The 22,436-nt window shown below is 72.1% G+C and carries 22 protein-coding genes; 9 read left to right on the top strand and 13 right to left on the bottom strand.

What is annotated here, in order from left to right; translation table 11 throughout:
* Nucleotides 1–83: 83 nt before the first annotated feature.
* From O7629_RS05785 to rimP, 3 genes are read right to left on the bottom strand one after another with little or no spacing between them, the layout of a single operon-like run.
* Nucleotides 84–383, bottom strand: a complete 300-nt coding sequence (locus O7629_RS05785; protein WP_278174420.1) for a YlxR family protein — start codon at nucleotides 381–383, stop codon at nucleotides 84–86.
* A 42-nt stretch (nucleotides 384–425) separates the two neighbouring features.
* Complete coding sequence (gene nusA, locus O7629_RS05780; RefSeq protein ID WP_278167954.1) at nucleotides 426–1,463, bottom strand: transcription termination factor NusA; 1,038 nt, start codon at nucleotides 1,461–1,463, stop codon at nucleotides 426–428.
* Nucleotides 1,460–2,107 (bottom strand): ribosome maturation factor RimP, encoded by a 648-nt coding sequence (gene rimP / locus O7629_RS05775; protein WP_278167953.1) that lies wholly within the window; start codon nucleotides 2,105–2,107, stop codon nucleotides 1,460–1,462. Before rimP ends, nusA begins: the two co-directional genes overlap by 4 nt.
* A 290-nt stretch (nucleotides 2,108–2,397) precedes the next feature.
* On the opposite strand from rimP, the gene O7629_RS05770 reads away from it, so the two are divergent.
* The 3 genes from O7629_RS05770 (at nucleotide 2,398) to O7629_RS05760 (ending at nucleotide 4,106) form a co-directional block, all read left to right on the top strand.
* Nucleotides 2,398–3,003, top strand: coding sequence for a hypothetical protein (locus O7629_RS05770; RefSeq protein WP_278167952.1), 606 nt, complete (start codon nucleotides 2,398–2,400; stop codon nucleotides 3,001–3,003).
* 33 nt (nucleotides 3,004–3,036) lie between these two features.
* Nucleotides 3,037–3,450 carry a ferritin-like domain-containing protein gene (locus tag O7629_RS05765; RefSeq protein WP_278167951.1) on the top strand — a complete coding sequence of 138 codons (414 nt, stop codon included), beginning with the start codon at nucleotides 3,037–3,039 and terminating at the stop codon, nucleotides 3,448–3,450.
* 128 nt (nucleotides 3,451–3,578) lie between these two features.
* Nucleotides 3,579–4,106, top strand: coding sequence for a PadR family transcriptional regulator (locus O7629_RS05760; protein ID WP_278167950.1), 528 nt, complete (start codon nucleotides 3,579–3,581; stop codon nucleotides 4,104–4,106).
* Here the strand turns inward: O7629_RS05760 and map are convergent.
* Nucleotides 4,093–4,953: a type I methionyl aminopeptidase gene (map, locus tag O7629_RS05755; RefSeq protein ID WP_278167949.1), complete on the bottom strand. Its 861-nt coding sequence runs from the start codon at nucleotides 4,951–4,953 to the stop codon at nucleotides 4,093–4,095. The two genes, O7629_RS05760 and map, sit on opposite strands and share 14 nt — an antisense overlap.
* Nucleotides 4,954–5,081: 128 nt before the next feature.
* On the opposite strand from map, the gene O7629_RS05750 reads away from it, so the two are divergent.
* A complete protein-coding gene (locus O7629_RS05750) occupies nucleotides 5,082–5,468 on the top strand; it encodes an STAS domain-containing protein (RefSeq protein ID WP_278167948.1) in 387 nt (128 codons plus the stop codon).
* On the opposite strand, the gene O7629_RS05745 is transcribed toward O7629_RS05750, so the two are convergent.
* Both O7629_RS05745 and O7629_RS05740 read right to left on the bottom strand, forming a co-directional pair.
* Nucleotides 5,425–9,153: a SpoIIE family protein phosphatase gene (locus tag O7629_RS05745; RefSeq protein ID WP_278167947.1), complete on the bottom strand. Its 3,729-nt coding sequence runs from the start codon at nucleotides 9,151–9,153 to the stop codon at nucleotides 5,425–5,427. The genes O7629_RS05750 and O7629_RS05745 overlap by 44 nt on opposite strands.
* Before the next feature lie 161 nt (nucleotides 9,154–9,314).
* Entirely contained in the window at nucleotides 9,315–9,869 is a 555-nt protein-coding gene (locus O7629_RS05740; RefSeq protein ID WP_278167946.1) for a pyridoxamine 5'-phosphate oxidase family protein, read from the bottom strand.
* A gap of 201 nt (nucleotides 9,870–10,070) precedes the next feature.
* On the opposite strand from O7629_RS05740, the gene O7629_RS05735 reads away from it, so the two are divergent.
* Entirely contained in the window at nucleotides 10,071–11,012 is a 942-nt protein-coding gene (locus O7629_RS05735) for a hypothetical protein (RefSeq protein ID WP_278167945.1), read from the top strand.
* Nucleotides 11,013–11,047: 35 nt separating this feature from the next.
* Entirely contained in the window at nucleotides 11,048–11,566 is a 519-nt protein-coding gene (locus O7629_RS05730; RefSeq protein WP_278167944.1) for a DUF309 domain-containing protein, read from the top strand.
* Here the strand turns inward: O7629_RS05730 and O7629_RS05725 are convergent.
* The 7 genes from O7629_RS05725 to O7629_RS05695 all read right to left on the bottom strand — a co-directional run bounded on the left by O7629_RS05725 (nucleotide 11,517) and on the right by O7629_RS05695 (nucleotide 19,403).
* The gene (locus O7629_RS05725) at nucleotides 11,517–13,679 is read right to left on the bottom strand and encodes an EAL domain-containing protein (protein WP_278167943.1); all 2,163 of its coding nucleotides are present in this window, start codon (nucleotides 13,677–13,679) and stop codon (nucleotides 11,517–11,519) included. The two genes, O7629_RS05730 and O7629_RS05725, sit on opposite strands and share 50 nt — an antisense overlap.
* 2 nt (nucleotides 13,680–13,681) lie before the next feature.
* Nucleotides 13,682–14,503: an SAM-dependent methyltransferase gene (locus O7629_RS05720; protein ID WP_278167942.1), complete on the bottom strand. Its 822-nt coding sequence runs from the start codon at nucleotides 14,501–14,503 to the stop codon at nucleotides 13,682–13,684.
* 195 nt (nucleotides 14,504–14,698) lie between these two features.
* The gene (gene pcaF / locus O7629_RS05715; RefSeq protein ID WP_278167941.1) at nucleotides 14,699–15,904 is read right to left on the bottom strand and encodes a 3-oxoadipyl-CoA thiolase; all 1,206 of its coding nucleotides are present in this window, start codon (nucleotides 15,902–15,904) and stop codon (nucleotides 14,699–14,701) included.
* 30 nt (nucleotides 15,905–15,934) lie between these two features.
* Nucleotides 15,935–16,732: an ABC transporter ATP-binding protein gene (locus O7629_RS05710; RefSeq protein WP_278167940.1), complete on the bottom strand. Its 798-nt coding sequence runs from the start codon at nucleotides 16,730–16,732 to the stop codon at nucleotides 15,935–15,937.
* Between the two features lie 63 nt (nucleotides 16,733–16,795).
* On the bottom strand, nucleotides 16,796–17,578 hold the full coding sequence (locus O7629_RS05705) for an ABC transporter permease (RefSeq protein ID WP_278167939.1): 783 nt from the start codon (nucleotides 17,576–17,578) through the stop codon (nucleotides 16,796–16,798).
* Complete coding sequence (locus tag O7629_RS05700) at nucleotides 17,575–18,444, bottom strand: ABC transporter permease (protein ID WP_278167938.1); 870 nt, start codon at nucleotides 18,442–18,444, stop codon at nucleotides 17,575–17,577. The genes O7629_RS05705 and O7629_RS05700 overlap by 4 nt, the downstream gene beginning before the upstream one ends.
* Nucleotides 18,441–19,403 carry an ABC transporter substrate-binding protein gene (locus tag O7629_RS05695; RefSeq protein ID WP_278167937.1) on the bottom strand — a complete coding sequence of 321 codons (963 nt, stop codon included), beginning with the start codon at nucleotides 19,401–19,403 and terminating at the stop codon, nucleotides 18,441–18,443. The genes O7629_RS05700 and O7629_RS05695 overlap by 4 nt, the downstream gene beginning before the upstream one ends.
* A 154-nt stretch (nucleotides 19,404–19,557) precedes the next feature.
* Here O7629_RS05695 and O7629_RS05690 point away from each other — a divergent pair, with 154 nt between their 5' ends.
* The 3 genes from O7629_RS05690 to O7629_RS05680 are packed head-to-tail and all read left to right on the top strand — an operon-like array spanning nucleotide 19,558 to nucleotide 22,421.
* Nucleotides 19,558–20,781, top strand: a complete 1,224-nt coding sequence (locus tag O7629_RS05690) for a 4-hydroxybenzoate 3-monooxygenase (RefSeq protein ID WP_278167936.1) — start codon at nucleotides 19,558–19,560, stop codon at nucleotides 20,779–20,781.
* A gap of 36 nt (nucleotides 20,782–20,817) precedes the next feature.
* Entirely contained in the window at nucleotides 20,818–21,657 is an 840-nt protein-coding gene (locus O7629_RS05685; protein ID WP_278167935.1) for a CoA transferase subunit A, read from the top strand.
* Between the two features lie 38 nt (nucleotides 21,658–21,695).
* Nucleotides 21,696–22,421, top strand: coding sequence for a CoA-transferase (locus O7629_RS05680; RefSeq protein WP_347403717.1), 726 nt, complete (start codon nucleotides 21,696–21,698; stop codon nucleotides 22,419–22,421).
* Nucleotides 22,422–22,436: the final 15 nt, after the last annotated feature.

The raw sequence follows: 22,436 nt of genomic DNA, 5'->3' as shown, positions 1-22,436 counted from the left end.
ACTCCGAGGTCGTGCGGGCAGCACCCGCAGCGACCTCACTCGTGCACTAGAAGCCTGCTCATTGCTGGGACTTCATCGTGTGCTCATGTCGGTCGTCCTACCTTGCTGTGCGACCCTCGTCCGGCCGGATGACCGGACGTAGCGGTTGACGTGCTGATGTACTCGGCCAGCTCGCCGGTGTCGACGACACCGGACACTCGCAGCGCCCGCCCGAAGGCGCGACGCCGCTGCGCCAGCTCCAGACATGCCGGATCGGGATGCAGGTGCGCACCCCGCCCCGGCAGACCACGGATCGGATCAGGTCGCAGGCGCGACACGTCCTCGCCTCCAACTACGACAACCCGTAGCAGCTCGTGAACCGGTGCACGTCGTCGGCAGCCCACACAGGTGCGCACCGGCAACGCACGTCGTACCACGAGAAAAGTCTACCCCGACGCGCCAGAGACCGCGCCGCCCGGTTCCGGGGCCGGATCCCGACCGGCGGAACCGGCCTCGGTGTCCGGCCGGATGTCGATCCGCCAGCCGGTCAGTCGGGCAGCAAGCCGGGCATTCTGCCCTTCCCTGCCGATGGCCAGCGAGAGCTGGAAGTCCGGCACCGTCACCCGGGCGGTACGGGTGGCCGCGTCGACCACCTCGACCCGCAACGCCTTCGCCGGCGACAGCGCGTTGCCCACGAAGGCGGCCGGGTCGTCGGACCAGTCGATGATGTCGATCTTCTCGCCGTGCAGTTCGCTCATCACCGCCCGCACCCGCTGGCCCATCGGACCGATACAGGCACCCTTGGCGTTGACCCCGGAAGCGGTCGACCGTACCGCGATCTTGGTCCGATGGCCCGCTTCCCGGGCGATCGCCGCGATCTCCACGGTGCCGTCGGCGATCTCCGGGACCTCCAGCGCGAACAGCCGCTTGACCAGATTGGGGTGGGACCGGGAAAGGGTGATCTGCGGCCCTCGGAATCCCTTGGCCACGTGCACCACCACGCACCGGATCCGCTGGCCGTGCGGGTAGGTCTCACCCGGCACCTGCTCGGCGGCCGGCAGCACCGCTTCCAACTTGCCCAGGTCGACGGTGACGATCCCCTTCTCGGTACGGGCCTCATGGGCCTGGATCACTCCGGTGACGAGGTCACCGTCGCGCCCGGCGTACTCCCCGAAGTGAACTTCGTCGGTCGCTTCCCGCAACCGCTGCAGAATCACCTGTTTGGCGGTCATCGCGGCGATCCGCCCGAAATCATGCGGTGTGTCGTCCCACTCGCGCAGCACCGCGCCCTCGGCGTCGAGATCCTGGGCGTAGACCAGCGCCATCCCGCTGCGCCGGTCGATCTCGACCCGGGCATGGGTCTGCGCACCCTCGGTGTGCCGGTACGCGGTCAGCAACGCGGCCTCGATCGCCGCGAGAATCGTGTCGAACGGGATCTCCCGCTCGCGCTCCAGTGCGCGCAGCGCCGCGAGGTCGATGTTCACCTCTCCTCGTCCTCCACTTCGTCGTCGTCGGACGGGTCGTCGACATCCGCCGGGTCGTCGTCGACGACCTCGTCGAGGCGGTTGAACTCCACCTGGACCCGCCCGGGGCCGAGGTCGTCGTAGGGCCACCGCTGGACGCCACCGTCAACGTCCAACTGCACCGATTCGTCGTCGGCGGTGACGATCCGGCCGGTCACCTGGCGCTGCGCCGCGGTCACCCGCACCAGCCGGCCGGCGTTGCGGCGCCAGTGCCGGGGCAACCGCAGCGGCCGGTCCACGCCGGGCGAGCTGACCTCGAGCTGGTACTCGCCGGCGATCAGCTCCGCACCGGCCACCGACTCGGCCTCGTCCAGGGCCGCCGAGACCGCACGGGACACCTCGGCCACCGAGTCGAGCCCGACACCGCCGTCGGCGTCGACGATCACCCGGACCAGGTGTCGACGACCCACCCGGGAGACCGAGACGTCCTCCAGATCGAAGCCGGCCGCCCGGACCACCGGCTCGACGATCGCCCGCAACCGGTCGCGCCGGGCCGCAGCTGCGACCTGGGGCCGTTGGGCGCCGTCCGGACGGGGCCGGGGGGTAGCGGCCCGGCGGGCGCGGGAACCGGGTGACCTGCCACCGGCACGGTCACGCTGTGTCATCTCCGCACCCTTCCACCGTTATCTTCTTCGTTGGCCGCTCGAGGCGACACCAGCAGTGCCGTCGGATGTTACTCCGACGCGACTGGGCAGAGCGTAACGCGCGGCCGAGGCGATCGACCCCCCGGCGCACCGAGGGAAACCGGACACCCGACCGCAAGCCGACACGGGTAGCCATCGGGACAGCGACGACCACACTGAGTCGCTACTGCAGGACTTTCCGGATAGGCTCTCGCGGACCGATCCCCGGGAGGCGCGGACCGATTGCGGCGCCGATGGTGTTGACTGGTCCGGTGTTCGCGAACCAACCAGGCCGGCGGGCGATCGGCAGCACCGCGCACCCGGCCACTCCTCCGGCCGGCCACTGCAGCCGACGCGGAGTGATCCGGGGTGCCGTCGGTGCCGCGGTCGCCGTCGCCGTCCCGGCCGGGCTGGCCGGATGCGGCCTGCTCGGCGGTGAGCCGGAGCCCGAACCGGAGCCGGATCCACTCGCCGGACTGCTCGCCGCCACCCTGGACCTGGTGGCGCGGTACGACGCCGCGATGACCACGACAGCAGAGCTCGGCCCGCTGCTGGCCCCGGTCGTCGCCACCCACCGGACGCACGCCGAGGAGCTCAGCCGGCTGACCGGGATCGCCCTACCGGCCCCGACGACCGCCGACCCGGGCGGCCAGCCCAGCGCCCCGGGCTCCGCCGTACCGTCGGGCACGGCCACGCCGGGGACCGGCACCTCGGCCCCGCCAGTCGACCGGGCCGCCGCACTCACCGCGTTGCGGTCCGCAGAGGAGGCCGCCGCAGCCGAGGCCGCCGCGGCGTGCCACACCGCCGCAGCCGACCGGGCCGCACTACTGGGCTCGATCGCCGCGGCCCGCGCCTGCCACCTCGAGGTGCTCCGATAAACGTGGACCACCGGATCAGAAGGAGCGCCGACCGTGGCTGACGGATGGGAGCAGGCACTCACCGCCGAGTACGCGGCGATCTTCGCCTACGGCGTGCTCGGGGTCCATCTCGACGGCGACGCCGCTGCCCGGGCACACGACGCCGAGGCCGCCCACCGGGACCGGCGCGACCAGCTGATCCTGCGGGTCGGTGCCGCCGCGCCGCCGGTCGACCCGGCCTATCAGCTGCCGTTCCCGGTCACCGACGCGACCAGCGCCATGCGGCTGGCCGCCGAGGTGGAGGAGCGGGTCGCGGCCGTCTGGCGGGCGGTACTGCCGGTCACCTCGGGCACGGAGCGCGAGGCAGCGCTCACCGTCCTGATCGAGTACGCGGTCCGCGCGACCCGCTGGCGACAGGCGGCCGGCGTCACACCGGCTGTGCCGACCTGGCCGGGCCGGCCCGGCTGAGCGTGACCTGGCCAGTCCATCCCGGCGCAAGCGCGACCTGGCCGGGCCGGCCCGGCGCAAGCGTGACCGGAACCGCGATTCATGATCCCGGTTGCCGCCCACCTACCCGGTATGCATACTCAGCTGGCATGTCGATCCGCCACGGACTGCTCGCGCTGCTCGACCGGGGCCCGATGCACGGGTACCAGCTCCGAGCGGCCTTCGAGGAGACCACCGGTGGGGCGTGGCCGCTCAACATCGGACAGGTGTACACCACGCTCGCCAGGCTGCGACGCGACGGGCTGGTGCGTGCGCTGGCGGGCAACGCGGCCGGGCAGCGGCCGTTCGCCATCACCGCCGCCGGCCGGGACGCGCTGGCCACCTGGTTCAGCAGCCCGGTCGACCGCGTCGGCCAAGGCCGCGACGAACTGACGGTGAAGATCGCCCTCGCGCTGAGCACGCCAGGGGCGGACGTACGCGGGGTGGTCGCGGCGCAACGGGCGGCAACCCTGGACGCGGTACGGGAGCTGACCCGCGCCAGAGCGAGGTCGGCCGACGTCGACCGCGTCGGCCGACTGGTGCTCGACGCGATGCTGTTCCGGGCTGAGGCGGAGATCCGCTGGCTCGACCACTGTGAGACCAGTCTGCTGGGCCCCGGTCCGGTCAGGGCAGGGTGAGGATCTCGAAGCCGTCCTCGGTGACCACGATCGTGTGCTCGAACTGGGCGGTCCACCGGCGGTCCTTGGTGACCACCGTCCAGCCGTCCCGCCACATGTCGTACTCGTGCGTGCCGAGCGTGATCATCGGCTCGACGGTGAACGTCATTCCCGGTTCCATCACGTCCGTGGGCCGTGGACTGTCGTAGTGCGGAACGTACAGCCCGCTGTGGAACGCCTCACCGATGCCGTGGCCGGTGAAGTCGCGTACCACACCGTAGCCGAACCGACGGGCGTAGGACTCGATCACCCGGCCGATCACGTTGATCTGCCGCCCCGGGGCCACCGCCCGGATGCCCCGCATCATCGCCTCGTGGGTCCGCTCGACCAGCAGTTGGGCCTCCTGCGAGACCTCACCGACGCAGAAGGTCGCGTCGGTGTCGCCGTGCACCCCGCCGATGTAGGCGGTCACGTCGACGTTGACGATGTCGCCGTCGGCCAGCACCGTGGAGTCGGGGATGCCGTGGCAGACGACCTCGTTGAGGCTGGTGCAGCAGGATTTGGGGAACCCCTTGTAGCCCAGGGTCGACGGGTAGGCGCCGTTGTCGCAGAGGAAGTCGTGCACCACCGCGTCGATCTCGTCGGTGGTGACCCCCGGTTTGCAGTGCTCACCGGCGAGCTGCACGGCCCGGGCGGCGAGCCGACCCGCCACCCGCATCCGCTCGATGGTGTCCGGGGACTGGACGTGCGAGCCGCGCCAGGGTGCGGGCTGCTTGCGACCGACGTACTCCGGCCGGGTGATGTGCGCCGGCACCGGCCGCCACGGTGAGATCTTTCCAGGGGTCAGCGGAGCGCGGACGGAGGTCATGCGTCCAGCCTAGCGCCGTCGGTGCCGACCCGACCGGCCGGCGACCGGGCCGCCACCCACACGCTGAGCGACCGACCGTTTACCGCCGAATCTTGCTGGATCCGCACAGTTGTGCCATCTTTACGTTCGTGGATCAGCAGGGTCCGGAGCAGCTCTTCTCCGCCACCAGTGACCTGGACGGTGACCACCTGACCGTCACTGTCAACGGCGAGGTGGACATGGCCACCGCCGAGCACATGTACCAGGCCGCGATCCACGAGGACGCCGGCAAGGTGACCCTCGATCTGCGTACGGTCTCGTTCTTCGATTCGGCGGCCATCCACGCGCTGCTCCAGCTCACCGACCGCTACCCGCAGGCGCTGACGGTGCTGCCGTCCCGGCAGGTCCGCCGGGTTTTGGACATCTCCGGCCTCGGCGGGCAGCCGTGGCTGGCCGCCGAGGCGATCCGGGCCGGCAGCCCGGCCCGGATGGTCAGGCCGGATCCGGTCGGGGAGCCAGTCGACGGCGCAACGTAACCTCGCTGCCCTGCCCGTCCCGGTCGATCCGCAGTTCGGCCAGGGCGGCGATCAACGCCAGTCCCCGACCTCGGAACCCGGTGTCGGAGGCCTCCCGCCAACCGCCGCTGTCCCGCACGCTTGCGACCAGGTCGTCCCCGTCGATACCGACCTCCAGCCAGATGTCCGGCTGCGCGGGGGTGACCGGGTGCTCGATCGCGTTGGCCGCCGCCTCGGAGATCGCCACGGTCAGATCGAACTGGTCGGTGTCGCCGATCCGGTGCGCGGCAAAGAAGTCCGCCAGCCGTCGACGCAGCAGCGCCAGTGCCCGCGCCTGCGCCGGCAGCCGCATCCTGAGGCGGTCCAGGTCGGTCGCCTCCAGCACCAGCACCGCGACGTCGTCACGACGGGGCCGGCGGGCCACCCGGCGCAGCAGCCGGTCGGCGAGCTCCTCGACGTGGTCACCGCCGGCTCTGGCGTCGGCCCGGACCTGGTCCAGACCGGCGTCGATGCCCACGGTGCGGTCCTCGATCAGCCCGTCCGTGTAGCAGATCAGTCGGCTGCCGACGGCGAGCCGGTCGGTCGACGTGTCGTAGCGGCTGCCCCGGATCGCCCCGATCGGTGGGCCGAGCGCCCGGTCGTGCAGCAGCCCCACCGTTGCGCCGTCGGCCACCACCGGTGGCGGATGGCCGGCGCTGGCGTAGCGCAGCACACCGCTCGACGGTTCGAACCACAGGCAGACCACGGTGGCGAGGGAACGCCGGCCCATCGTCGTGACCAGCCGGTTCAGCCGGGTGAGGGCGTCACCGGGCGAGAACCCCTCCAGCAGGTACGCCCGCAGCGCGTTGCGCAGCTGACCCATGGTGGCCGCCGCGTTCACACCCTTGCCGACCACGTCGCCGATCACCAGGACCAGCCGGCCACCGCCGACCTCCACCACGTCGTACCAGTCGCCGCCGACCTCTGCCTCGGCGTTGCCGGGCAGGTAGCGGCTGGCGATCAGCGCGCCGGGCACCCGGGGCAGCGTCTGGGGCAGCAGGCTGTGCTGCAGTGTGCTGGCGATGCGGTGTTCCGCCTCGTACAGCCGGGCGTTGCCCAGCCGCAGCCCGACCATCCGGGCGAACTCCGCCAGCGCCGCCTCGTCGGTGTCCGGGTCGGCGCCGGCGCCGTCGAAGGGCCAGACCGACAACTCGCCCAGCCGTTCCCCGTCGGCACCGATGAACGGGGTGACCGTCGCCGGGTCGGCGGAGGGCTGGCCGCCACCGTCCGCCTCGTAGCGGGCACCCGGGGCGGTGGCGACCACCTTCGACGCCCGGACCAGCTGCTGGATGTGCTCGACCGCGACCCGCAGCACCTCGCTGGTGGTCTGCGCGGTGTTGACCGCGACGGCTGCGTCGGCGAGCGCCCGCAGCTGGTGGATGATCCGGCCGCGCAGCTGACCCAGTTCGACGTTGGCCCGCACCCTGGCGACGAGTTCCTGCGCCGCGAACGGCTTGACCAGGTAGTCGTCGGCACCGGCGGACAGGCCCTGCACGGCGGCCTCGGGCCCGGCCCGGGCGGAGAGCACGACGATCGGCACATGCCGGGTCCGCCGGTCCGCACGCAACGCCGTGACCAGGCCGAAACCGTCCAGTTCCGGCATCATCACGTCGGTCAGGATCAGATCGAAGGGGGTACGGGTGGCGAGGGCCAGCGCCGCGGCACCGTCGGCCGCGGCGACCACCTGCCAGTGCGGTGCCAGCAACCGGGTCACGTGGTCCCGCAGGTCGGCGTTGTCGTCGGCGACCAGGACCCGTCCGACGGGCTGGTCGACCCGTGGCTGCTCGATCACTTCCCGCGCCGGCCCGACGCTCCACCGCTGCGTCTCGGCCAGGTACAGCTGCCTGGTGTCGCCGACCTCGTCGCGCCCGGCTTGGCGGTCAGGGTCCTGGCCGGCTGGGCGTTCAGGGTCCTGGCCGGCCGGCGGGGTCGGCCCGGTGCCGACCGGGATCTCGACGGTGAAGACACTGCCCTGACCGGGTTCGCTGCGGACCGCGACTGTCCCGCCGTGCAGTTGGACGAGTTCACGGACCAGCGCCAGCCCGATCCCGGTGCCTTCGTGGCTGCGGGCCCGGGTGCCGGCTACCCGGTGAAACCGTTCGAACAGGTGCGGCAGGTCGGCGGCGGGAATACCGACCCCGGTGTCGGCGACGGTGAGCTCGACCGACGCGTCGAGCGCCCGCAACCGCACGGTGATGGTGCCGTCGAAGGTGAACTTCACCGCGTTGGACAGCAGGTTGAGGACGATCTTCTCCCACAGATCCGGGTCCACCTGCACGGTCCCGGGCAGCGGTGGGCAATGCACGACCAGGTCCAGCCCGGCCCGCTGGGCAGCCGACCGGAACGTGCTGGCCAACCGGTTCGTCAAGTCGGCCAGGTCGACCGGCTGCAGCGCCGCTCGCGCCCGACCGGATTCCAGCCGGGAGAAGTCCAGCACGGTGTTGACCAGCTTGAGCAGGCGCAGGGCATTGCGGTGCATCATCTCGGCCCGCTCGCGATGTGGCACCGGCAGGTCCACGTCGGCGAGTTGATCCTCGATCGGGCCGAGCAGCAACGTCAGCGGGGTCCGGAACTCGTGACTGACGTTGGCGAAGAAGTCGGTCTTGGCCTGGTCGATCACGGCGAGTTCGGCGGCCCGGGCCCGCTCGTGCAGATAGGCCCGCTGGCTGGTCACCGCACTGGAGATCTGGGTGGTCAGCAGGTCGAAGAAGTCGCGGTAGTCACTGGTGAACGGCAGGTGCCGGCTGCGGCCGAGGACGAGGGCACCGACCGGTTCGGTCGCCGCGCTGATCGGCAGGACGAGCACCTCCGGCGCCGCCGTGTCCGGTGGTACGGCGACGAAGTCCGCCGCCCGGGCGGTCCGCGCGGTACCGCTGTGCAAGGCGTCCAGCAGCGCGGACGGGGCATCTCCCGGGCTCGGTTGCGGCGGCGCGGTGACGGTCTGCGCCGCGATGCCGGTGCAGCCGGCCAGCCGTGCGGAGTCCGCGTCCGATCCGAGGTAGAGCAGGGCGAACGGGATGTCATCGCGGCAGGTGTCGAGCACCTCCAGCACACCACGGCGCAGGTCGGCCTGGCTCTGCAGGTCGGACAACCGGCTGCCCAGCCCGGCCAGGGTGCGAATCCGACGCTCGCCGAGCACCCGTCCGGTGGTCTCGCTGACGATGCAGAAGACACCCCCGACGCTGCCGTCCTCGACCCGCAGCGGGTCGTAGGAGACGTCGAAGTAGGTCTGCTCGAGGAAGCCGTGCCGCTCGAGCAGGAACGGATGGTCGGTGCCACGGTAGGCGGTCCCCCTCTCGACCACCCCGGCGAACAGCGGCTCCAGCACGTCCCACAGCTCCGACCAGTGCTCGGCGGCGGGCTCACCCAGGGCGGCCGGATGCTTCGCGCCGATGGTGGGCAGGTAGGCGTCGTTGTAGAAGGCACGCAGCTGCGGCCCCCAGTAGAGCACGATCTGGGCCTGCGACGAGAGCATCATGCCGACCGCCTGGCACAGACTGGCCGGCCAACCGTCCAGCGCGCCGAGTGGGGTGCGGCTCCAGTCGCGCTCCCGGATCAGCCGGTTGGTTTCGCCGGCCCGGTCGAGGGCGGCGGCGAGCAAGGCGGGGACGGCCGGTCGCGGAGCCGGCACCGTCGGGGCGCCGACCGGTCGCTCACCCTCTGTCATCGCTGGTCACCCTCGCTCGTCGAACCCGTCACCCGGCCGCCGCGACCGCCTCCATCTGCGGAGTCCCGCAACGTCCGCCGGCCGGGCCGGGCCCGGTGGTGCGGCGTGGGTCGCCTCCTACCCCGGCGCCGCACGAACGTAACGTGTGGTCGACCGGGCGGTCAGGAGAAGGCGGGCAGATCGTCGATGCTGGCCGCGTTGCGGGTCGCCCGGTACTCGGCGAGGTCCTCGGCGGTCCGCCGGGAGTGCGCCCGGACCAGCAGGTCGCGATCCCCGCGATAGTCCATCAGCGGGACGCCGTACCCGCAGGAGTCACTGACCCGCTGCACGTCGACGACGATCACCGCTCGCACCCCGTGTCGGTCGGGCGCGTCGCCGAAGGCACCGGCCAGCGCGGCGAAGCGCCGGTCGTCGACGGGCACCACCGTGCCCACGCCGTGCAACCGGACGACCAGGGGCGGACCGTCGAAGGCGCAGAACATCACCGTGATGCGGCCGTTGTCCCGCAGATGTGCCACGGTTTCGACACCGCTGCCGTGGTAGTCGAGGTACCCGACCTGATGCTCACCGAACACCGCGAACGCGCCCCGCATCCCCTTGGGCGACACGTTGACGTGCCCGGCCCCGCCGGAGGGCGCGGTGGCCACGAAGAACATCGGTTGAGCTTCGATGAATTCGCGCAGCCGACCGTCGATCCCGGCGTGCAGTCTGCCCATGCCACCAATCGTCGCACGTCGGAATCGGCCGTTGACTTGGCGTGTGCTCGAGGCGACGGCGCACCGCCGATGGCTGGAAGCGGTCCGGCGCGGTCTGTCACCGGACCGCCCGGCCGGGACGTCATGCCGGGTACGGGCGCCGAACCGGCGCCGGCGGACATAGCCAGCGGCACCGGAGAGGCGGTCACCGTGGCAGGTGAGATGAGGCGACTGCTGGAACAGGAGCTGGCCGCTCGGCCGGCCCCACCAATCGGGGAGCTGGTCGCCGAGTCGGTGCGCCTCGGGCGGCGGCGCCGCCGCAACCGACGGGCCGCCGGCGTCGGGATCGCCGCCGCCCTGGCGACCGGTGCCGTACTGCTGGTTCCGACGGTGGTGGGGGTCGGGCTGCCGGTACCGGGCGGTGGACCGCCCGACGTCGGTGCGCCGGGCGTCGGTCAGCCGGCGGCACCGGCCGGATCGACGAGCATCGCACCCGTGTCGCCGGCTACCGGCGAGCCGACGGTCCGGTCCGGGTGCGACGTCAACGGCGGCACGGCCACGGTCACCGCGCTGCCGGCCGCGCCCACCGAGGTGGCCAACTGCCCGGTCGCCGTGTGGGACCTCGACATCCCGCCGGTCACCATCGGCGACACCGCACCGGTCACGGCGGAGGGTGCGCTGGAACTGCTCACCCGGCTGCTGCCGGCCGGCAGAATCAGCGGGTACGCCAAGGTCGACCCGGCCGGGTCGGCTGGCGTGGTGGCCGTGCAGCTCCAACTGGACCGGGGAGACGGCCCCCTGCTGATCCGGTTCTCGTTGTCGGCCGACCAGTTGCCGGACGACGTGCTGGCGGCGGGCTGCGCCGCCGGCCAGATCTGCTACCCACTGGCCAACGGCGGCACGGTGATTTTCGACGATGTCTCCGACGCCTGCCTCGGTGGCCGCTCGGTGCGGTACCACCGAGCCGACGGCACCCTGATCCAGCTGGATCTGGCCCGATGCCGCGGTGGCCCGGCCCGGAGCACTCCGCTACCGACGGCGTTGACCGGCCAGGAGGCCCTCGCCGTCGTCCTCGATCCGCGCTGGGGTGGCCGGCTGCCAGCGGACCTGGTACGCAAGGGCAGCGCCAGATTCGGCGAACTGCCCGTGGCCGGCACCCGCTGACCGGCCGGCCCCGTCGCCCGCACTACTGTTGACCGATGGCCCGTCCGTCGCCAGGTGACCACCGTCCAAAGCGGGACCGAGACCCCGCGGGTCGGCCACGCAACGCCCGGCCGCGCGACGAACTGGGTCGGCCGTTGCCGCCGGGCGCGTCGGGCGTACCGACCATGCCCGACGACCTGGCGCTCACCCCGCACGACGCGCTCGACGAGGCGCAGCGGCTGCTCGACGCCGGCCGGCCGTTCCACGCCCACGAGGTGCTGGAGTCGGCCTGGAAGGCGGCGCCGCCGGTGGAGCGTGAGTTCTGGCGCGGGCTGGCCCAGTTGGCGGTCGGGCTCACCCACGCGCGGCGGGGCAACCTGGCCGGCGCGGCGCGGCTGCTGGCCAGGGCCGCGGACCGGATCGCGCCGTACGCCGGGCAGCGGCCGTACGGCGTACCCGTGCCGGATCTGGTGCGGTTCGGCCGGGACACGGCCGACCGGCTCGCCCACGACGCAGCCGTCGACCTCACGGTCCGGTTACGGGCCGGTCCGGGCCACGCGACAACCGCTCGGTGATCTCCCCGGCCGGCACCGGACGGCCGAAATGCCAGCCCTGGGCCTGGTCGCAGCCGAGTGCCACCAGCCGGTCCGCCTGTTCACCGGTCTCCACCGCCTCGGCGGTGACCGTCAGGTTGAGCGCGTGAGCCAGCCGGACCAGCGCGTCGACGATCCGCTCGTCGCGGTCGCCCTCCGGACCGGCCACCCGCATCCCTTCCACGAAGGGACCGGCGAGTTTCAGCACGTGGATCGGCATCCGCCGCAGGTAGGCGAGGTTGGAGTAGCCGGTACCGAAGTCGTCGATGGCCAACCGGACACCGAGCCCGGCCAGCCGACGCAGTGCCGGCAGCGGCTCGCCGCCGGTGGCCATCACCGCGCTCTCGGTCAGCTCCAGCTGCAGCAGCTCCGGTGGCAGACCGGTCCGGGTGAGCACCCCGGCCACCTCCCCGACGAGCTGCGGGTCGCTGACCTGGCGGGCGGAGATGTTGACGCTGACCACGATCGGCGCCTGCGGGTGCTCGGCCCGCCACCGGCTGGCCTGCCGGCAGGCCTGTTCCAGCACCCACCGGCCGAGCCGGACGATCAGCCCGGTCTCCTCGGCGAGGGCGACGAACCGGTCCGGCCCGAGCCGGCCGAGCTGCGGATGCTGCCAACGGACCAGCGCCTCGACGGCGGACACCGTCCGGTCGGACAGCCGGGTGATCGGCTGGTACTCGACGACGAACTCGCCACGGTCCAGCGCGGCCGGCAGCGCGGCGGCGAGCGCCGAGCGGGTGACGTCGCGCGCGCCGCGTACCGGATCGAAGACCGCCCACCGGCCCCGCCCGTCGGCCTTGGCCCAGTACAGCGTCGTGTCGGCGGCCTTCATCACCTCGGTGGGGGTGGTGCCGGCCGTCGGCGACGCGACGACGCCGATGCTCGCCGACACGGTCAGCTGATGCCCGTCGACCTGGGCCGGGGCGGCCAGCGCGGCCAGGGCGGCCTGGGCGACACCGACCAGTTGCGGCGTGCCGGTGCAGCGGGTCACCAGGATCACGAACTCGTCGCCGCCCATCCGGGCGACCAGGTGCCCGGAGTCGGCGGCGCTGTCGGCGAGCCGCCGCGCCACCACGGCGAGCAGTTGGTCGCCGACGTCGTGACCGAGCCCGTCGTTGATCGACTTGAAGCCGTCGAGATCCAGGAAGCAGACGCCGACCTGACCGTCCGGGTCGGCCAGCGCCAGGGCGAGCCGGTCGAAGAAGAGCACCCGGTTGGGCAGCCCGGTCAGCGGGTCGTGCTCGGCCTGGAAACGCAGCCGCTCCTGCAGCTCGTACCGGTCGGTGATGTCCTCGACCATCGCGACGGTGAACCGGGGTCGGCCGTCGTCGTGCCGGATCAGCGACACCGCGAGGTCCGTCCAGATCGGTGCGCCGTCCTTGCGGTAGTAGCGTTTCTCCACCCGGGCGCGGTCGTGCTTACCCTCGATGAGTTCAAGGTAGAACTGGTACATGCCGGGCGCGTCGTCCGGGTGGAACAGCTGCCCGACGTTGATTTCCCGCAGTTCCGCGATGGTGTAGCCGAGCATGTCGGCGAACGCCTGGTTGACGTCGATGATCCGCCCGTCGAGGTCGGCCAGCCCGATGCCGATCGCCGCGCCGGTGAATACCGCCCGGAACCGGACCTCGCTGTCGCGCAACGCCTGCTCGGCAGCGTCCCGGGCGGACCAGGCCGCCTGCCGGATGCTGGACTGCTGCGCGAAGGTCCGGTTACGCAGCGCCCGGGCGTACCCCTCAGCGAGCGCGCCCTGCAGGTGGCTGATCCGTTCCCGGGCCGGTGCCGACGTCGCCAGCTGCGGCAGCACCAGCGGCAGGAAGTCCTCGCCGAGGGCCTGGACGGTCCAGCCCAGCACGGCCGGTTCGGTCAGGTGGCCCTCCACCAGCCAGCGCCCGACGTCCCGGCCGGCCTGGCCGTCGAACGTCCCGGCCAGCACCGCCGCAGCCAGCCGCAGCGTGTGCCCGTGCAGGATGTCGGCGGTCTCGGCGTGGCTCAACGGCAGATAGCCGAGCCCGGCGGCGGCGGTCGCCCAGTTCCGGGCGAAGCGTCGCACACCCTCGGGATCGGCACCGCCATCGCCCGTCTCGGACGTCGCCATGGTCAGACCGCGGCGGCGTCCAGGCGGGCGACGCCGCCGAAGGCGCCGAACCGCTCCGGGTGCGCGTCCACGTCGGCGTCCGGGTCCGGCCGCCACAGTGGCAGATGGACCACTCCCGGGTCGACGATGGCGAAGTCACCGAACATCGCGGTCACCTCGGCTCGCGAGCGCAACGTGATCTCGGTGTCGGTCCGGGCCGACAACCGCTGCGCGGCCAGCACTTCCGGCGGCTGGTCCTCGTAGGTGGCGTGGGAGATCACCAGGTAGCTGCCGACCGCCGCGGCCGACCGCAGCCGCCGCAGTACGCCCTGCGGATCGTCGGCGTCGGGCACGAAGTGCGCCACCCCGGCGAGCAGGATGCCGACCGGACGGGTGAAGTCGATCAGACCGGTCGCGGCGGCCTGCGCGCAGATCGCCTCCGGTTCGCGCAGATCGGCCTGCAGGACCGCGGCCCGCTCCACTTCGGCCAGGATGCTCCGACTGTGCGCCACGGCCACCGGGTCGATGTCCACGTAGACCACGGTGGCCGCCGGGTTGACCGCGTGGGCCACCTCGTGGACGTTGCCCACCGTCGGGATGCCGGAGCCGATGTCCAGGAACTGGTCGACGCCGTCGGCGAGCAGCGCCCGCACCGCCCGACGCAGGAACGCCCGACCGGCCCGCATGGTCTCCGCCAGGTGCGGCGTCATCGCGGCGATCTGCTCGGCGAGTTGCCGGTCCACGTCGAAGTTGTGGGCCCCGCCGAGGAAGTAGTCGTAGACCCGCGCGGCGCTGGGGCGGCTCAGGTCTACTCCGGCCGGGACTCCACTGGCCTGCTCCGCCATCCTGCCTCCAGCTCGTTCGCGACGTCCGCGTCGGCCCTGGCGTGACGGGCGGGGTCGGCACGGGCACCAGCCGTCCGCACCGGGCGCCGGCCCATGCTAACGCCACGACGGTGGAATGTGCACCGTTGGCAGGTTCACGACATTGCCCTGATCCGGCCCGACACCCGCCCACCGGATCGGCAGATCGGCACTATCTCAGCTGGCCGACTCGAGCAGCAGGGAAATGCCCTGCCCGACCCCGATGCACATCGTGCACAGCGCCCGGTCGGCGTCGCGGACCCCGAGCTCCAGCGCAGCGGTCAGCGCCAGCCGCGCCCCGCTGGCCCCGAGCGGGTGCCCGAGGGCGATCGCCCCGCCGTTCGGGTTGACGTGCTCCGCCTCGGCCGGCAGGCCCAGTTCCCGCAGCACCGCCACCGCCTGCGCGGCGAACGCCTCGTTGAGCTCCACGACGTCCACCTCGGACAGCTCGACGCCCAGCCGACCGAGCAATCGGCGGGTGGCCGGTACCGGGCCGATGCCCATCACCCGGGGCTCGACGCCAGCGGTGGCCGCGCCGGCCACCCGGGCCAGCGGGGTGAGACCGTACCGCCGGACGGCCGCGTCACTGGCCACCAGCAGCGCGACCGCGCCGTCGTTGACCCCGGAGGAGTTGCCGGCGGTCACCGTACCGCCGGCACGGAACGGTGTCGGCAGGGCGGCCAGCTTCTCCAGCGACGTCTGTCGGGGGTGTTCGTCGACCGAAACGGTCACCGTGTCCCTGCGGCCCTGCGGCACCTCGATCGGCACGATCTCGGTGGCCAACCGGCCGCTCGCCTGGGCCTGGGCGGCCCGCTGCTGGGACCGCAGCGCGAAGGCGTCCTGCGCGGCCCGCTCCACGCCGTACTCGGCGGCCACGTTCTCCGCCGTCTCCGGCATCGAGTCGGTGCCCCAGCCGGCCCGCATCAGCGGGTTGACCAGCCGCCAGCCGATCGTGGTGTCGTGGATCTCCGCGGTGCGCGCGTACGCCGTGGCCGCCTTCGGCAGCACGAACGGCGCCCGGCTCATGCTCTCCACCCCGCCGGCGACGACCAGGTCCGCCTCGCCGGCGACCACCGAGCGGGCGGCGATCGCCACCGCGTCCAGCCCGGAGCCGCAGAGCCGGTTCACCGTGGTGCCGCTGGTCCGGGTCGGCAGGCCGGCCAGCAGCGCCGCCATCCGGGCCACGTTGCGGTTGTCCTCGCCGGCCTGGTTGGCGCAGCCGAGCACCACGTCGTCGACGGCGTCCCAGTCGACCGAGGGGTGCCGGGCGACGAGTTCGCGGATCACGTGGGCGGCCAGGTCGTCCGGACGCACCGGGGCGAGCGCCCCGGCGTAGCGGCCGAACGGCGTGCGCACCCCGGCGACGAGATAGGCGGCGGGCATCTCGGTCCTCCTCGGAAAGGGCGGAAAGGGTCAGGGCCGGCCGGCCTGGGCGGGCGGTCGCTGCCCCCGCTTGGCCGCCTGGATCTGCTCGTAGACGTGCCCGCGCAGTTGGGTGAAGCGCGGCTCGGCGCGGGTGTGCAGCTGGTCGCGGGTGTCCGGCAGGTCGATCCGCAGGCTCTCCTGCACCACGGTCGGCGACGAGGACAGGATCAGCACCCGCTGCCCCAGGTAGACCGCCTCGTCGATGTCGTGGGTGACGAACAGGATGGTCACCCCGAGCCGCTGCCACAGCTGGCGGATCAGGTCCTCCAGGTCCGCGCGGGTCTGGGCGTCGACCGCCGCGAACGGCTCGTCCATCAACAGCACGTCCGGCTGGTACGCGACCGCGCGGGCGATCGCCACCCGCTGCTGCATGCCGCCGGACAGCTGCCACGGGTAGGCGTTGTGGGTGTCGGCCAGACCGACGGCGGCGAGCGCCTCGTCGACCAGTTCCCGACGCTTGCCCCGGGCGATGCGCTTCTGCCGCAGCGGCAGCTCGACGTTGTCCCGCACGCTCATCCACGGGAACAGGCTGCGCCCGTACTCCTGGAAGACGACCGCCATGCCGGGCGGCGGCCCGGTGATCGGCCTGCCGCGCAGCCGGACCTCGCCGGAGGTCGGCGGCAGCAGCCCGGCCATGCACTTGAGCAGGGTGGTCTTGCCGCAGCCGGAGGGGCCGACCAGGCAGACCAGGTCGCCGTCGTCGATGGTGAAGGTGAGGTCGCGCACCGCCTCGACCTGGCGTTGCCGCCCGTCGTAGACCTTGCGCAGGCCCTGGACATCGAGCATGGGCTCGTTACCTCTCTATCGTTTCCGGCGCCGCCACGCCGGCCGGCCGCGCCGGGCAGCGGGTCATGAGCTTCGCTGCGCCTGGCGCAGGCCGTGGTACCAGGCCAACGCCCGCATCTCGACGAAGCGGAAGAGCACCGACAGGGCGAAGCCGAGCAGACCGAGCAGCAGGATGCCGGTCCACATCTGCGGGATCGCGAAGGTGCGCTGGAACTGCACGATGGTGAACCCGAGACCGTTGCTAGCCGCGAACATCTCGCTGATCACCATCAGGATGATGCCGATCGACAGGGCCTGGCGCATGCCGGCGGCGATCTGCGGGCTGGCCGCCGGCAGCACCAGGTGCCGCAGCCGGGCCGGGCCGGTCAGGCCGTAGGAGCGGGCCGTGTCGGAGAGCACCTCGTCGGTGGCGCGCACGCCCTCGACGGTGTTGAGCAGGATCGGCCAGACGCAGCCTGCGGCGATCACCACGATCTTCATGGTGTTCTCGATGCCGGCGAAGAGCATGATGATCGGCACCAGCACCGGCGGCGGGATGGCCCGGAAGAACTCCAGCACCGGTTCCAACGTAGCCCGCACGGTGCGGATGCTGCCGACCAGTACGCCGAGCGCGACGCCGACGAGCACCGCCACCGCGTAGCCGGCGGCCAGCCGCAGCAGGCTGGGCAGCACGTCGGCCCGCAGGCGCTCGACGGTCCAGGTCTCGGCGAAGGTGCCGAGGATCTTGCTCAGCGGCGGCGCGTAGAAGCTGGTGCTGCCGGCACTGCTGAACCACCAGACGGCGAGCAGTACGGCCGGCAGCGCGACGACCAGCCCGGCCCGCTTCAGCACCCCGGCCGCCCTCACACGATCACCTCGCCGCGCATCGACTGGTGCCAGGACAGTGCCCGCCGCTCGACCGCCCGGGCGATCAGGTTGATCCCGACGCCGAGCAGTCCGGTGACCACCACCAGGGCGTACATCAGGTCGACGGCGCCGGAGGTCTGCGCGACGGCGATCCGGTTGCCCAGCCCGGGTGCGCCGATGACCAGTTCCGCGGTGATCGCCAGCACCAGGGCGACGGCGGCGGCGAGCCGCACGCCGGTCATCACGTACGGCAACGAGGTCGGCCAGATGACGTGGCGGATTCGGGCCCACCGGCCGAGGCCGTAGCTGCGGGCGGTCTCGTCGGCGACCGGGTCGACGTCCTGTACGCCGTACAGGACCTGGACCAGCACCTGCCAGAACGCGGCGTAGACGACCAGCAGCAGGGTGGATTCGAGGCCGGTGCCGTAGAGCAGCACGGCGAGCGGGATCAGCGCGACCGACGGGATCGGCCGCAGGAACTCGATCGTCGAGGCGGTGACCGCGCGCAGCGCCGGCACCGAACCGATCAGCACGCCGAGCGCGATGCCGGCGCTGACCGCGATGGCCAGGCCGATCGCCCAGCCGGTCAGCGTGTCGCCGAGCGCCGACCAGAAGGCACCGTCGCCGAGCAGCTCGACCAGGGCGGCGAGGATCTCGGTGGCCGGCGGCAGGTAGCGCGCCGAGACGAGCGGGGTCGACGGGAGGACCTGCACCAGGACCAGCAGACCGGCCAGGCCGGCGACGCCGAGCAGCGCCGTCGGCGGCCGACGGCGTCGGCTGGGTGCGGCCCGGTGGGCTGCTGATGACGTGCCCCGGTCGGGGCCGGCGGAGCCGGCCCCGACCGGGGTGTTGTCGACCGCTGTCACGGCAGCAGGGCGTCCAGATCGGGCTCGGACTCGAAGACACCGTCGGCGAGACCGAGCTCGGCGACCCGCTCGATCGACGCCCGGTTGATCTCGGCCGGCCACATCGGCAGCGTCATCGCGTCCAGGATCGCCTGGTCGATGTCGGTGTAGCTGCGCAGCACGGTGCGCACCTCGTCGGGGTGGGCGTTGGCGTAGGACAGCGACTCGGCCATCGCCTCCTGGAAGTTCTCGACCAGCTCGGGGTTCTCCTGGGCGAGCTTGGTGCTGGTGAAGTAGACCGCGACGGTCAGGTTCGGGGCGGTGTCGACGAAGTTCCAGGCGACGACCCGGCCGCCGGCGTCCTTGGCGATGGCGAGCGACGGCTCGACCATCCAGGCGGCGTCGACGTCGCCGTTGGCGACGGCGGCCGGCATCTGCGGGAACGCCATCTCGACGAACTCGATGTCGTCCGGGTTGCCGCCGGCCTTGCGCACCGACTCGCGGACGCTGGTGTCGCCGATGTTCTTCAGCGTGTTCACCGCGACCTTCTTGCCGGCCAGGTCGGCGGCGGTCTGGATCGGGCTGTCCTCGCGGACCACCACGCCGCCGAAGTCGCCCTCGGGGTTGCCGGTCGAGGCAACGCCGTTGGCGACGATCTGCACCGGCACGTCGCGGGTCTGTGCGGTGAGCAGCGAGGTCACGTTGCTGAAGCCGAACTGGAACTGCTCGCTGACCACGCCGGGGACGATGGCGGCGCCACCTTGGCCGCTCTCCATGGTCAGGTTGATGCCGCGCTTGGCGAAGAAGCCTTTCTCCTCACCGAGGTAGATCGGTGCGACGTCGACGATCGGGATGATGCCGACAGTGACGTCGGTGACGTCGTCGGTGACGCCGGCCTCGTCGGTGGACGAGTCGGAACCACAGGCGGCGGTGACCAGCAGCGCGGCAGCCAGGGTGAGGGCGACGAGGGGCCGTCGCATGGGACCTCCAGGGGATGGGTTCGAGGTTGAGTCGGTCAGGGGTGTTCGCTAACCGAACGGTGGTTCTTATGATGAACGTACGGCCCGACGAGGGCCCGCGTCAATGTCACATATCGGAAAAGTCCCTGCCAATCCGGCAGGTGGAGGGAGCGTCGTGCGAACCCAGGTTGGCATCATCGGAGCGGGACCAGCGGGCTTGATGCTCGCCCACCTGCTGCATCTGGAGGGTATCGACTCGGTCGTGCTGGAGACCCGCGGGCGGGCGTACGTGGAGAGCCGGGTCCGGGCCGGGGTGCTCGAACACGACACGGCGCAACTGCTCGCCGACACCGGCGTCGGCGCCCGGATGCGCCGCGAAGGACTCGTGCACACCGGCCTTGAGCTGCGCTTCGAAGGCGTCAGCCGGCGGATCGACCTGGCCGCGCTGACCAGCGGTCGAGGGATCACCGTCTACGGTCAGCAGGAGGTGGTGAAGGACCTGATCGCCGCCCGGCTGGCGGCCGGCGGTGAGATCCTGTTCGATGTCACCGACGTCGAGCTGGCCGGGATCGACAGCGATGCCCCGGTCATCCGGTTCGCGCACGAGGGCACGATACGCGAACTGAACTGCCTGGTGGTTGCCGGATGTGACGGTTTCCACGGGGTCTCCCGGGGCACTATCCCCGCCTCGGCCCGGCGCACCGTCGAGCACACCTACCCGTTCAGCTGGCTCGGGGTGCTGGCCCAGGCCACCCCCTCGGCGCACGAGCTGATCTACGCCCAGCACGAACGCGGGTTCGCCCTGCACAGCATGCGCAGCCCTGAGGTGACCCGGCTCTACCTGCAGGTGCCCAACGGGACCGAGCTGAGCGACTGGCCGACCGCGCGGATCTGGGACGAGCTGCACACCCGGCTGGCGACCAACGACGGCTTCACCTTGAAGGAGGGCCCGATCCTGGAGCAGGGGGTGACCCCGATGCGGAGCTTCGTTACCGAACCGATGCGCTACGGCCAGCTGTTCCTGGCCGGCGACGCGGCACACATCGTGCCGCCGACCGGCGCGAAAGGCCTGAACCTGGCGGTCGCCGACGTCCGCTTCCTGGCCGAGGCGCTGACCACCTGGTTCCGTCAGGGACGCGGGACCGGGCTGGACGAGTACTCGGCCCGGTGCCTGCGCCGGATCTGGCGGGTCCAGCACTTCTCCTCCTGGATGACCGGGCTGCTGCACCGACCCACCGACGCCGACGAGTTCAGTCACCGGCTCCAGGTGGCCCAGTTGGAGTACGTGACGACCTCCACCGCGGCGGCGACCACGCTGGCGGAGAACTACGTGGGGCTGCCGCTGGACTGGAGCAGCCGCGTTGACAGGCCGGTAACCCCGGCCGTACCGTTCGCTTAGCGAACTTTTGTTCATCACACGCACCGGGAATGATGCATGGCTGAAATTTCCTCGCTGGCGGACGCTGTCGCCGACCTGGTCCACGACGGCGACAGCGTCGCCCTGGAGGGATTCACCCACCTGATCCCTACCGCGGCCGGGCAGGAGATCATCCGGCAGGGCCGACGCGACCTCACGCTGATCCGGATGACCCCGGACGTCGTCTACGACCAGCTGATCGGCGCCGGCTGCGCCAAGAAGCTGATCTTCAGCTGGGCCGGCAACCCCGGCGTCGGCTCGCTGCACCGGTTCCGCGACGCGGTGCAGCGCGGCTGGCCCCGGCCGCTGGAGATCGAGGAGCACAGCCACGCCGGGATGGCCAACCGGTACGTCGCCGGCGCCGCCGGCCTGCCGTTCGCCGTACTCCGCGGCTACGTCGGCACCGACCTCGTCGACCGCACCCCGACCATCGCCCCGATCACCTGTCCGTTCACCGGCGAGGTGCTGACCGCCGTACCGGCGCTCAATCCCGACGTCGGCATCGTGCACGCCCAACGCGCCGACCGGCACGGCAACGTGCAGATCTGGGGCATCACCGGGGTCCACAAGGAGGTCGTACTGGCGTCCGCACGGTCCCTGGTCACCGTCGAGGAGATCGTCGACGAGCTGACCCCCCGACCCGGCGCCGTGGTGCTGCCCGGCTGGGCGGTCACCCGGGTCGCCGAGGTGCCCGGCGGGGCGCACCCGTCGTACGCGATGGACTACAGCGACCGGGCCAACGACTACTACCAGCAGTGGGACGAGATCAGCCGGGACCGGGACACCTTCACCCGCTGGCTCGACGAACACGTCCTGGCCACGGCAGGGACCGACGCGACGTACGGTGGTGCCGAGTGAACGAGCAACCGGCCGTCGAGGGGTTCACCCGCGACGAGATGATGACCGTCGCCGCCGCCCGGGCGCTGCGCGACGACGCCCGCTGCTTCGTCGGCATCGGCCGGCCCAGCACCGCGGCCAACCTGGCCCGGCGGACCCACTCCCCCAACCTGGTGCTGGTCTACGAGTCCGGCACCATCGGCGCCAAGCCCGGCCGGCTGCCGCTGTCCATCGGCGACGGGGTGCTCGCCGAGACCGCCGACACGGTCGTGTCGGTGCCGGAGATCTTCAACTACTGGCTGCAGCCCGGCCGGATCGACGTCGGCTTCCTCGGCGCCGCGCAGATCGACCGGTACGCCAACATCAACACCACGGTGATCGGCGCCGACTACACCGACCCGAAGGTACGGCTGCCCGGCGCGGGCGGAGCACCGGAGATCGCCGCCTCGTGCGGCGAGGTGATCGTCATCGTGCCGCAGAGTCGGCGCACGTTCGTCGACCGGGTCGACTTCGTCACCTCCGTCGGCTTCGGCGCGGGCCCCGGCGACCGGCAACGCCTCGGCCTGCGCGGCCGGGGTCCCACCCTGGTCATCACCGACCTCGGCATGCTGCGCCCGGACCCGGACACCTGCGAGCTGACCCTCACCCAGCTGCACCCCGGCGTGGGCGTCGAGCAGGCCGTGGCGGCCACCGGCTGGCCGCTGAAGGTCGCCGCCGACCTGACCACCACCGACGAACCCACCCCGCAGGAGCTGGCCACCCTGCGCCAACTGCTGAACCCCTGACCCCGGCGGGTAGAG

This window comes from Solwaraspora sp. WMMD792 (genome assembly GCF_029626105.1).
In the GTDB taxonomy this organism is placed as follows: Bacteria; Actinomycetota; Actinomycetes; order Mycobacteriales; family Micromonosporaceae; genus Micromonospora_E.
Note: the sequence above shows the minus strand (reverse complement) of the source record. Positions and strands in the feature narration are given on the sequence as shown.

Coding starts and splice junctions, on each gene's coding strand:
- rimP (WP_278167953.1), bottom strand. CDS start 2,107: ATGACACAGCGTGACCGTGCCGGTGGCAGGTCACCCGGTTCCCGCGCC.
- O7629_RS05760 (WP_278167950.1), top strand. CDS start 3,579: ATGTCGATCCGCCACGGACTGCTCGCGCTGCTCGACCGGGGCCCGATG.
- map (WP_278167949.1), bottom strand. CDS start 4,953: ATGACCTCCGTCCGCGCTCCGCTGACCCCTGGAAAGATCTCACCGTGG.
- O7629_RS05745 (WP_278167947.1), bottom strand. CDS start 9,153: ATGACAGAGGGTGAGCGACCGGTCGGCGCCCCGACGGTGCCGGCTCCG.
- O7629_RS05740 (WP_278167946.1), bottom strand. CDS start 9,869: ATGGGCAGACTGCACGCCGGGATCGACGGTCGGCTGCGCGAATTCATC.
- O7629_RS05735 (WP_278167945.1), top strand. CDS start 10,071: ATGAGGCGACTGCTGGAACAGGAGCTGGCCGCTCGGCCGGCCCCACCA.
- O7629_RS05730 (WP_278167944.1), top strand. CDS start 11,048: ATGGCCCGTCCGTCGCCAGGTGACCACCGTCCAAAGCGGGACCGAGAC.
- O7629_RS05725 (WP_278167943.1), bottom strand. CDS start 13,679: ATGGCGACGTCCGAGACGGGCGATGGCGGTGCCGATCCCGAGGGTGTG.
- O7629_RS05720 (WP_278167942.1), bottom strand. CDS start 14,503: ATGGCGGAGCAGGCCAGTGGAGTCCCGGCCGGAGTAGACCTGAGCCGC.
- pcaF (WP_278167941.1), bottom strand. CDS start 15,904: ATGCCCGCCGCCTATCTCGTCGCCGGGGTGCGCACGCCGTTCGGCCGC.
- O7629_RS05710 (WP_278167940.1), bottom strand. CDS start 16,732: ATGCTCGATGTCCAGGGCCTGCGCAAGGTCTACGACGGGCGGCAACGC.
- O7629_RS05695 (WP_278167937.1), bottom strand. CDS start 19,403: ATGCGACGGCCCCTCGTCGCCCTCACCCTGGCTGCCGCGCTGCTGGTC.
- O7629_RS05685 (WP_278167935.1), top strand. CDS start 20,818: ATGGCTGAAATTTCCTCGCTGGCGGACGCTGTCGCCGACCTGGTCCAC.
- O7629_RS05680 (WP_347403717.1), top strand. CDS start 21,696: ATGATGACCGTCGCCGCCGCCCGGGCGCTGCGCGACGACGCCCGCTGC.